Below are 10,458 nucleotides of genomic sequence, written 5' to 3' on the forward strand. Positions count from 1 at the left end.
AAAAAAAGTGCTTTTCAAGAGTAACGTCTTAGTGTAACATAGTGGAAAATAAAACCTTTTTTTGAATATTAAACAAGAATTAAGTCTAAATGACGAAGTTTATGCAATGGAACAGAAACTTTCATTTTTTTGTAAAACCATCTTTAAATAACCTACCAGGACTACATGAAGTCAGAATAAGAGGGGGATAGGATAGACCCGGGAAGTCTATCGATAAAACATGAAGTATATCTGTATAAATTGTGAGACGGAGTATAGCGAATTCCGTTATACATGTACCTGCAATGGGATGCTGGATATTCAACAAGACTTTAGTGCAGTCGATACGGACGAATTAAAACATCGTTTTCATCAACGTTTGTCTGACCGCCGGTCCATATATGCCAGTGGTGTATGGAGGTATAAGGAGCTTATTTTTCCGGATGTGGAAGAAGAGATGGTTGTTTCGAAATATGAAGGGAATACAGGGTTGTACAGTCCGGAAACCGTGGAGCGATATGTGGGGGCAAGATCCGTATGGTTAAAAGCGCAAAGTGAAAACCCAAGTGGTTCCTTCAAAGATAATGGCATGACGGTTGCGGTTACACATGGTAAATCCATGGGATACAGCAGATTCACTTGTACCTCCACAGGAAATACATCCTCTTCATTAGCGATGTATGCAGCAATCGCACAAACAACGTCCTATGTTTTTGTGCCTAATAAAAATATTTCTTTAAATAAAGTACTGCAGACCTTGGCGTATGGTGCGAATATTTTCTCCTTCGAAGGTACATATGATAACGGAATAAAATTTTTAGAAGAACATAGTGAATCACTGGGCCTATATATCTGTAATTCGATTAACCCATTTCGGATTGAAGGTCAGAAAAGCATTGTGTATGAACTTGCACAAGACCTGAATTGGGAACTGCCAGATTGGATAGTGGTGCCAGGTGGAGCTCTGAGTAATGTATCGGCTTTAGGAAAAGGTCTTTCCGATCTGTTCGCCTTGGGTTTTATTGATAAATTGCCTAGAGTTGCTGTTATTCAGGCAGAAGGAGCCAGCCCCTTCTATAAGATGATTACTGCACAAAAACAAGTGCTTGAACCTGAGCCGCACCCATACACCTTAGCTTCAGCCCTTAATATTGGTGACCCACCAAGTTGGCGTAAAGCGATGCGTACGCTCAAGGAGACCAACGGTGCAGCCATGTCTGTCACGGATGAGGAAATTTTAAATGCTAAGGCCGTGGTAGATGCTTCTGGAATCGGTTGTGAACCTGCCTCAGCTGCAACGGTAGCCGGTGTCAAAAAGTTAATTCAAGCTAACATAATCGATAAGGACGAAACGGTTGCATGTATCTTGACAGGAAATATTTTGAAGGATACAGACGCGCTTCGTATGTATCACATTGAAAAAGACCACCCCTATTCCAATAAAATTATTTCATCTTCTCTTTCTATGGAAAGCATTATTGAGAAAGTAAGATAACGGTTTATACAAACTAACGTAGAGATGGAGATATTGTGAATGAGTAATGAAGCGTTAAGCATCACAAATGAATTATATGAACATGGCTACAATGCGTATACTGGAGTGCCATGTTCATTATTAAAGGGACTATTTAGGATTTTAGAAGATAAGGAGTATGTTGAAAAGAAAGAGATTGTCTATATGCCCGCAATTCGGGAGGATTCTGCATTAGGTGTTGCCGTAGGCATGCATTTAGGTGGCAGGAAATGTGCAATTTTAATGCAAAATTCAGGTCTGGGCTATTCGATGAATGTCCTGACATCCTTATATTCAATCTATCAAATTCCGGCTTTGTTAATCATCAGCTGGAGAGGGGCCTTTGAGAATGATGCAGTCGAACATGATCTCATTGGCGAGAGGCTTCTTCATGTGCTAGATGCTATTAAAATACCTTATGTGGAATTTGACAAAGAACATAGTGCAGCTTCTGTTAAAGCTTGTACTGAGCTTATTGAAAAGAATAGCATGCCGGTTGCTTTGTTGATTAAAGAGGCGATTTAAGGAGGCCATATGAGGAAAATAGAAGTTATAGAAAAATTGATTACAGATTATCCAGATGCTCATATCATATCAACTTGTGGATACATTACGCGAGATTTGTATAATGCCAGTGATAGGCCAGAACACTTTTATATGGTTGGTTCAATGGGAATGGCGGCACCTATTGCCTTGGGATTGGCCAAAACAAATCCTCATAACACATTTATTGTTCTGGATGGGGATGGGTCGTTTGTAATGAATTTTGGTATTACGCTTATGATTGCCGAGCACAAACCCTCCAATCTTATCCATATTGTTTTAGATAACGAAATGCATGAAAGTACAGGGGGACAACACACTGTTCCCATCTCAAACTCAAAAGCAATTATGGAAAATATAGGGTATAACAAGGTGCATGTTATTGAATCTCTGGATCAATTCCCGGAGATCGTGGAAGAAGGCCCCGTTATGATTCATTGCAAGGTAGAAGCTAATTCAGGGAAAATTGGAAAACGTGTAGAGTGGACACCACAAGAAATTGTAAAACGCTTTACGTCTACCTTGGCTGTGAGTGTCTCTTGATTTGTACCTGTGAAACGGAGGTTTGAAACATTAGCCAAATATCGTTGTTAGATTGCACATTGAGAGATGGCGGAAATCTGAACATGTGGATGTTTACACCTGAAGAGATTAAACTGCTGATCCATCAATTGGATCATGCGGGTGTTGAGATTATAGAAATTGGATATCGTGGTGGATCGGGGAGCAATCGATCCACTCAGGTTGGAAGCGTTGCCAAATGCGATGCTGAATTGATTCTTTCCCTTCCGCAACAACTCAGGTATTCACAGTATGCTGTCATGGTAATCCCTGAAGTCTGTGCACTTCGTCAACTTGAAGACTTGCGAGACTCATGTGTGACTTGGATTCGTATTGCTGCATACCCCCAACATGTGCAAAATGCATTAACCTATGTCTCTGTACTGAAAGACTGGGGTTTTAAAGTTTGTTTGAACTTGATGTCAGCGAGTTATATTGGTGCTGGTGAATTAGCCATGATTGCCCAAGAAGCCGAACATGCAGGCGCTGACGTCTTTTATTTTGCAGATTCTTACGGTGCTTTTCATCCTGACGATATTACAACCATTGTAAATACATTAAAGAATAAGACAGAGATACCGCTTGGGTTTCATGGACATAACAATCTTGGGTTGTCTTTTGCTAATACGCTGAGAGCTATGGATTTAGGGGTGTCTTATATTGACACATCCATATGCGGAATGGCTAGAGGGGCAGGTAATCTGGCTACTGAGCAATTCGCAGCGGTCATGAATAAGTGGAAGCGGTATGAAGTGGAATATGATTTAACGCCCATATTACAGCTTTCCGAGTATTTCCTTGAGAAAGTATTAACGGTGCCGATGAAAATTGCCCAGCCGGAAATAATCTGTGGACTAAATAACTTACATTACTATTATTATCAGCACATTGATCGTGTCAGCAAAGCCAATGGTCTTGATCCCATGTACCTTGGCTACCGAATTGGTCAGCTGATGCCGGTTGGAGTCGACGCGGATATCGTGGAAAGGACAGGAGAAATAATTCAGTTGGAACAAGGAAGTACCATTCCCAAAAAGTGAGGAGATTTATTGTGAAAGCACAAAAACTCAGAAGTTTGTTTGCCGGTGATCAAATTATCCAAATCGTTGGAGCGCATGATGGATTAAGTGCAAAGCTGGTAGAGGAAGCGGGTTTTGACGGAATATGGGCAAGTGGTCTGGAAATTTCCGCAGTAAATGCTGTGCCGGATGCGAATATCCTCACGATGACGCAATATTTACAAGCCGCTGCTTCAATGGATGCTGTAACCAACATTCCGGTGATCGCAGATTGTGATTCGGGTTATGGAAATGTAAATAATGTGATGCATTTGGTACGTGAATACGAACGTAATGGTATTGCTGCTGTCTGCATGGAAGATAAATTGTTTCCCAAGTTAAATAGTTTTGCTGGGGGAGAACAAAAGCTCGCTACCATTGAAGAGTTTTCCGGAAAAATACGAGCTGCTAAGGATACACAGCGCAACCCTGATTTTATGGTAATTGCTCGAATTGAAGCACTCATTGCGGGTGCTGGAATGGATGAGGCTGTAGCAAGAGCGGAGGCTTATGAAGAATCAGGAGCAGACGCTATATTAATTCATTCCAAGAAAAATGATCCCTCTGAAATTTTACATTTTTTAAGTCTCTATTCCAATAGATTACCCATCATCCTGGTACCCACAACCTATCCTCAGATTAGTGCCTCAGAGCTGCAAGAGTATGGAGTAAAAATGGTTATTTATGCAAATCATGGACTCAGAACTTCCATCCACGCGATCAGACAAACATTCCAGCAGATCAAATTGGCAGGGAATACCTTACAGATCGAAGATAAAATCGCATCGGTTCAAGATGTTTTTAAATTGCAAGGGCTTCAAGAAATGCTTGATGCCGAAGACTACTATACAGAACAAAGATATAAAAAGGTGGAAGTGCCGGTTATAAGTAAATAACGATAAAGGAGCTGTTTGCCTTGTTAACCACTGATCAGCTGCAATCCTATCATAAGGATGGATTCATTTTATTAAAGAATGTAATATCAGCCGAGGATTTAGATAGGTTAAGATCGGCAATAGAATTGGTTTATCAAAAAGTTAACAGTGATCCTTTACAGTTCAAGACCAGGTATACCCAAAAGGATGAGGACTATGATACATGGGGTGTTGCGGACATCTTATCTCCGGAACTTCGTCACCCTTCTTTTGACGAGTTGTTTGCTAATCCGAAAATGATGTCTTCTATATCTCAAATCATTGGTGATCAACTTCGATTTTGGACGATGCATTCATTCTGGGCTCCTCAAAAAGTGGATTACAATCTGGTTTGGCACCGTGATCAGCAAGATCCCTATGATTTTGATCAACAGGGACAAACTACGTTTCTGCTAGCCAATCTTTCCCTATATGAAGATGAAGCTTTTAAAGCAGTCCCTGGTACGCATATCAGAGCATTGAATGAACAAGAACTGCAAGCGATTCTAAACAGAGAATCGTCCCCCCTCCCTCATGAAGTCACACTGTATTGTGAACCTGGTGATCTAGTACTATTTAACGCTTTAATACTTCACCGTGGATCTACTAAAGCGGGTAGTGAAAGACGAACTGTCCATTTTAGCTTGCAAGCCAAGGACGAAACGAAGGGCGGATATACGTCACGTCCTTGGATGAAGGATAAAGCATATAGAGAAAGTCTTCACCCTGTAACCCAAGAACTCATTACTTCCTTAATTGAATGGGAAGATGCGCATCCGATAAAGAAATCGTTGGCCGGAATGCGAAGAGCCTATAGAGATCATAATCACATTACCAAGTAATTTCTAAATATCTGAATAGAGGTGTTTGAGATCAAAACGATTACACTTCATTTTCTGAATTCAAACGTTGTTATGTTGGTTGAAGATGGAGTTCAAATAGACAGGGTGATTGACTTCTTCAGCACACATTTTGTTATCCATGAACCACTGGATGATGCTTCTTCGTGTATAGCAACCATTCGTATACAAAAGGGAGCAGCAGATCCTGCAAATTATGCTGATAATCAGGGTTGGGAATCTGTATATATTCGAAAAAGTGCATCTGCATTTTTTACGATTCCGGCTGTGCGTCAGCAAATTGGAGAAAAAGAGTATTTATTCTGCGAGCATACAAATACGCTCTTAACGTTTGATGCTCCTAATAAATTCATTGACATTACAAGTGGCGACATAACCTCTGAAGCATTTAATTTGATTTTAATTGAGCTGATTAGAGATGTCGTGATTAAGAATGAAGAAAATGAAGGAACCGTAATTCTTCATGCTTCGTGTGCTTTCCGTAATGGCTTAGCCTACTTGATTACAGGGCCGAAAGGATCTGGGAAAACAACGACAATCATGGAATTGGTACATCGGTTCGGCTATCAATTAATGAGCGGAGATAAGACGTTTCTATTTGAAGAAAATGGTGTTCTGATGGCCAGTGGTTGGCCAGATTACCCCCATATCGGCATAGGAACACTTACCAAATACCCGGAAGTGATCAAGAAAGTAAATATAAACATGAATGCGGAAGAAATTAAGGATATTTGGTCGCCTAAACATAAGGTAGCCATTGATCCCCAGTTATTCAGAGAACTAATGCCATCATCTGAACCAGGAGTACAATGCCCGGTGGCGTATATTTTTTATCCAACCGTTTCATCTTCTCCCCATTGCTTCATTGAATCGTTATCCAATCATCAAGATAGAATAGGAGAAAATATTGAAACGATACCCGAGAACAGCGACAGTTCCTGGAATCATTATATAGAAGTTAATCATGACAAGCTTCAATTATCTGTCAGCAAAATTACAGAAATGTTAGAGCAAGTGCAAGCGTTCCGAATCATCGGTTCAGGGGTACTGCCGGAACATGAGAGTATTTCATTACCACTGCATTTAGGAGGATAAAATGAACGAAAATATACAGCTTCAAGATCATGAAAGGCTTCTACTGCTCTGCTCACGTATTGAGATGACAGTAGAAAACGAAGAAGAAGCTAAAGTAATTATTGATAAGGGATTTGATATCGATACATTGGTTTCTTTGGCGAATCGTCACAAGGTGCTTCAGCTGATCGGCGGCCACTTACTTCGATTGGATCAATCAGGAAAAATTAAAAACATGTATAAGCGATTATTCAATTCCTACTATATCAGTAATAAACATCGTAATGAACTGATGTTTGCCGAAGGGCTGCAGGTCTTACAGGCATTTGATCAACAATCGATCAAAGCGATCCCTCTCAAAGGCTTTGTGCTTCTTCCAAAAGTATATAAAGATATGGGTCTTCGAATATGTAATGATTTGGACTTCTTGATTGATTTATCGGATCGAAACAAAGTTTCTCAGGTGCTTAAATCACTTGGGTATGTGATTGGTGATTATGATTGGTCCAGTAACACGATAAACCAAGTATCGAGACAAGAGGAAATGCTTTGGAAAATGCATATTGGCAACATTTATCCGCATGTAAAACTTTCTGAGGACCCGCTCGTAAGGCATATCGATATCGATTTTTCTTACGATGTTGATCTAAAGAAAAATTATCAAGCATCAAAAGAATTACTGGAGAATGCAGTACAAACTAATTTAGAAGATACACCTGCTTATTTACTTGAAGAAATGGATTTTTTGATTCATATCGCCATCCATTTATATAAAGAAGCAACCAACGTTCAATGGGTATTACTGCATGCCGATTTAAATTTGATTAAATTTTGTGATTTGCGGGAATGTACGCTGAACCTGCTGAAAAGCGGTCGATTGGATTGGAATTTACTCGCAAAACGAGCCAAGGACCTGCTTGCAACTGAAGCGTTGTTCTACTCTTTTTACTATTTGGATTACTTGTATGATGAACATTATTCAGACGAACTCCAACCGATTTTAAATATTAGAGATGAAACATTTCTCGAAAAGTACGGAGAGCTGGATTATGGCAGCGCCGTGAAATGGAAGAAATCATTTGTCGAGCGCTTCTTCTCCCTTTCGAATGCGGATGAATTAGAAGGAACCTCAAGACTGGAACAATTTAAAGAAAAAATGACATGAAAAGTAGGTGGAATTATGGATAATGAGTTGAAGCAAAAAGTAATCGAAATTGTCATGACAGTGACAAAGCTCGAAAAAACACCTGCGGAGCAAGAGATTTTGCCGATTGATTCCTTTGCATCCGTAGCCATTATTGTTAAGTTGGAGGATGATTTTAGCATCATGTTTGAAGACAAGGATCTAGTTCTCGATAACTTTTTATCCATCGGCTCCATTGTCAATATGGTGACTGAAAAGAAATCATTAGTTAGCTAAATTTACGAACGTAGGAGAGCGCGATGTTAAAAGAAATAAAAATATCTTCGAAAGGCTCTGATCATTCCTATGATATTACAGAGCAAATTGAATGCTGCCTGGGAGATATGGAAAAAGGCAGTGGGATCGTACATGTATGTGCAGTTGGAAGTACGATTGGCTTAACCGTCATGCGTTATGAGCCCGGTGCGGTTCAAGATCTGTTACAGATGTTAAATGAAATAGCACCCCATGAAAAAAAATATGAATACCAACATTTTCGTACGACTGGTGATATGAATGGAAGTTCCCACATCAAGAGTTCCATTCTAGGAACAAGTCTCTCGCTTCCTGTAAGCAATTATAAATTAGCAATGTCTCCCACCCATCGTGTTGTCTTATTTGATTTTGATTTGCAGGAAGCAACCCGTACCCTTTTTATTGATTTATAGAGAGGAAAATATAACTATGAAACTTCGTATGGCAACTCCGGGACCAACGCAGGTTCCCAATGAAATTTTAATGGCTGGTGCAAAGGAAGTCATTCATCACCGTTCGCCACAAATGCAGACATTGATTGAGGAAATTAATCAGGAGCTTCCCAAATGGTTTCGGACACAAAACGATGTTTACATTTTACTTTCATCAGGGACCGGAGCGATGGAGGCGGCAATTTCTAATAGCTTAAATATTGGCGACAAGGCAATCGTAGTGTCCAATGGGTATTTCGGTGAGCGATTTGTAGATATTTGCCGCATTCAGGGTGTCGAAGTGGTAGAGATCCGCACTCCATGGGGAACATCTGCCTCCATGGAATCCATTGCGGCAACGTACGAACTGCACCCGGATGCGAAGGCCATCTTAGTGGTCTATAGCGAGACTTCTACAGGAGTTAAGAACGATATCCAAAGTATTGGGCAGTATTTTAAGGATAAGGATACGCTCGTTATTGTGGATGCAATCAGTGGTTTGTTATCTCATGCGCTAGAGATGGACGAGTGGGGGCTGGATATCGTACTCGCTGCGTCACATAAAGGATTTATGATGCCACCTGGACTCGCTTTTGTTAGTGTGTCCGCAAAAGCATGGAATGCCATTGATCGGGTGAAGCCGCGCAGTTATTATTTTTCTTTTGCACGTTATCGCAAATTTTACCCAATGGCTCCTTCAAGCCCAGGTGTATCTCTGCTTCAAGCTCTGCAGGTATCTTTACAATTATTAAATCATGAAGGTTACGATGCTTGTGTACGGAGGCATCAAGGGATTGCTAAGGCGGCAGGAGCTGCACTTGAAGCATTAGGTTTTGAATTGTTCGTTCAGGATCCGAAGGTAAGAAGTAATACGGTTACCGTTGCTAAAGCACCTGGTGGTATGTCAGCAAAAATGTTACTTCAAATCCTCAGTAACAAATTTGGGCTTACCGTAACAGGCGGACAAGGTGAATTAAAAGATACCGGTATTCGAATTGGTCATGTCGGTGCAGTTGATGTAATCGACATAATGGGTATTTTCGGTGCTATTGAAATGAGTTTAAGCGAAATGGGCTATACCTTTGATCGAGGAAGTAGTCTGCAAGCCATTCAAAATTCATTAGCGGAGGAATCAGTCTATGTTTAAGTTATACCAAAGAGAAAAATGTCCCTATTGTAAGCCTGTGAGGGAACTGTTAACCGACCTGGGTGTTTCTTACATCAATATCAATGTTACGAAAGAAAGATCCGAAAGAACAGAACTGATTGAGCTTACGGGTGTACCTTTTGTCCCGGCTCTGCATGATGGAGATCATATTCTTGCGGGCCGCTTAGAAGATAACCAGCATATTCTTGAATACATTCAACAGCATTTTTCCAAAGTAGAACAGGACGTTAGTGCGAAATGAAGATTGCTTTAATTGGCGATATTCATAGTCGGTTTGCTCAAGCGGAACAAGTGGTAACCAAAATACGTACAGATCAAACTGAAGCGGAAATCATATGTATGGGTGATGTTTTTGAAGTGGAGAAAAAACCCGTATATTCAGCGGATGAAACTGCGATAGAACCGATGCCATTATCCGACTATGTTATGAATTCAACGCATTCATTTATCCATACGCTTAATACGTTTTCAGGCGTTATCGGTAATCAGGAAGAAAAACTGATGAAGCTCATGCCTTCAACGCAAATACCTGAAAATATCGCTATCTTTTTAGGTTATCCAAGAGAAATTACCAAAGGGGATCTGCTCTTTATCCATGGTCATCAGCTGTCATGGGTAGAGAGGGACCCCGATGTGTTCCATCCGTTAATTGAAAATGCAATGTTAACTTATCGGCTTTTTTTTTATGGTCATAATCATGATCAAAGATTATTTGGTGTCAATCAGGTCGATGGAGAGATGCTTTATGAAGAAATCCCCATTCAGTTGGGGAGTCCGATACCTTTGGACAAGTATGAAAAATACCTTATTAATGTTGGAGATATAAAGAGCACACCTTCAAAATGGGCGATTTATTGTAGTGATGCGGATACCATAACCTTTTATGAGTTATCCCCTGCCAAAGTATAGAGAGGAGTAT

At 40.3% G+C, this 10,458-nt stretch carries 13 protein-coding genes; all 13 read left to right on the forward strand.

The genetic code is table 11. The features are described 5' to 3' along the window. Positions 1 to 220: 220 nt before the first annotated feature. The 13 genes from thrC to AAIH57_RS12350 are packed head-to-tail and all read left to right on the forward strand — an operon-like array spanning position 221 to position 10,448. Positions 221 to 1,474, forward strand: a complete 1,254-nt coding sequence (gene thrC, locus AAIH57_RS12290) for a threonine synthase (protein WP_430021779.1) — start codon at positions 221 to 223, stop codon at positions 1,472 to 1,474. Between the two features lie 39 nt (positions 1,475 to 1,513). Further along, a complete protein-coding gene (locus AAIH57_RS12295; RefSeq protein ID WP_175398342.1) occupies positions 1,514 to 2,017 on the forward strand; it encodes a hypothetical protein in 504 nt (167 codons plus the stop codon). Positions 2,018 to 2,026: 9 nt separating this feature from the next. Continuing rightward, entirely contained in the window at positions 2,027 to 2,578 is a 552-nt protein-coding gene (locus AAIH57_RS12300; protein WP_430021780.1) for a thiamine pyrophosphate-dependent enzyme, read from the forward strand. A 44-nt stretch (positions 2,579 to 2,622) separates the two neighbouring features. Next, positions 2,623 to 3,636 (forward strand): aldolase, encoded by a 1,014-nt coding sequence (locus AAIH57_RS12305; protein ID WP_430021781.1) that lies wholly within the window; start codon positions 2,623 to 2,625, stop codon positions 3,634 to 3,636. Between the two features lie 11 nt (positions 3,637 to 3,647). After that, positions 3,648 to 4,550 carry a phosphoenolpyruvate mutase gene (gene aepX / locus AAIH57_RS12310; RefSeq protein WP_175398345.1) on the forward strand — a complete coding sequence of 301 codons (903 nt, stop codon included), beginning with the start codon at positions 3,648 to 3,650 and terminating at the stop codon, positions 4,548 to 4,550. A gap of 20 nt (positions 4,551 to 4,570) precedes the next feature. Beyond that, positions 4,571 to 5,410, forward strand: a complete 840-nt coding sequence (locus AAIH57_RS12315; protein WP_430021782.1) for a phytanoyl-CoA dioxygenase family protein — start codon at positions 4,571 to 4,573, stop codon at positions 5,408 to 5,410. 21 nt (positions 5,411 to 5,431) lie between these two features. Further along, the gene (locus tag AAIH57_RS12320) at positions 5,432 to 6,523 is read left to right on the forward strand and encodes a hypothetical protein (protein ID WP_430021783.1); all 1,092 of its coding nucleotides are present in this window, start codon (positions 5,432 to 5,434) and stop codon (positions 6,521 to 6,523) included. 1 nt (position 6,524) lies between these two features. Then, positions 6,525 to 7,667 (forward strand): nucleotidyltransferase domain-containing protein, encoded by a 1,143-nt coding sequence (locus tag AAIH57_RS12325; protein ID WP_430021784.1) that lies wholly within the window; start codon positions 6,525 to 6,527, stop codon positions 7,665 to 7,667. Between the two features lie 15 nt (positions 7,668 to 7,682). Then, complete coding sequence (locus AAIH57_RS12330; RefSeq protein WP_109998201.1) at positions 7,683 to 7,922, forward strand: hypothetical protein; 240 nt, start codon at positions 7,683 to 7,685, stop codon at positions 7,920 to 7,922. A gap of 23 nt (positions 7,923 to 7,945) precedes the next feature. Next, positions 7,946 to 8,353, forward strand: a complete 408-nt coding sequence (locus AAIH57_RS12335) for a YjbQ family protein (protein ID WP_413034542.1) — start codon at positions 7,946 to 7,948, stop codon at positions 8,351 to 8,353. 16 nt (positions 8,354 to 8,369) lie between these two features. Continuing rightward, positions 8,370 to 9,518 carry a pyridoxal-phosphate-dependent aminotransferase family protein gene (locus AAIH57_RS12340; protein WP_430021785.1) on the forward strand — a complete coding sequence of 383 codons (1,149 nt, stop codon included), beginning with the start codon at positions 8,370 to 8,372 and terminating at the stop codon, positions 9,516 to 9,518. Then, positions 9,511 to 9,780, forward strand: coding sequence for a glutaredoxin family protein (locus AAIH57_RS12345; protein ID WP_175398350.1), 270 nt, complete (start codon positions 9,511 to 9,513; stop codon positions 9,778 to 9,780). The genes AAIH57_RS12340 and AAIH57_RS12345 overlap by 8 nt, the downstream gene beginning before the upstream one ends. Then, positions 9,777 to 10,448, forward strand: a complete 672-nt coding sequence (locus tag AAIH57_RS12350; protein WP_430021786.1) for a metallophosphoesterase family protein — start codon at positions 9,777 to 9,779, stop codon at positions 10,446 to 10,448. The genes AAIH57_RS12345 and AAIH57_RS12350 overlap by 4 nt, the downstream gene beginning before the upstream one ends. Positions 10,449 to 10,458: the final 10 nt, after the last annotated feature.

The sequence above is a fragment of the Paenibacillus sp. MABNR03 genome (assembly GCF_050455445.1).
GTDB lineage: Bacteria > Bacillota > Bacilli > Paenibacillales > Paenibacillaceae > Paenibacillus > Paenibacillus xylanilyticus.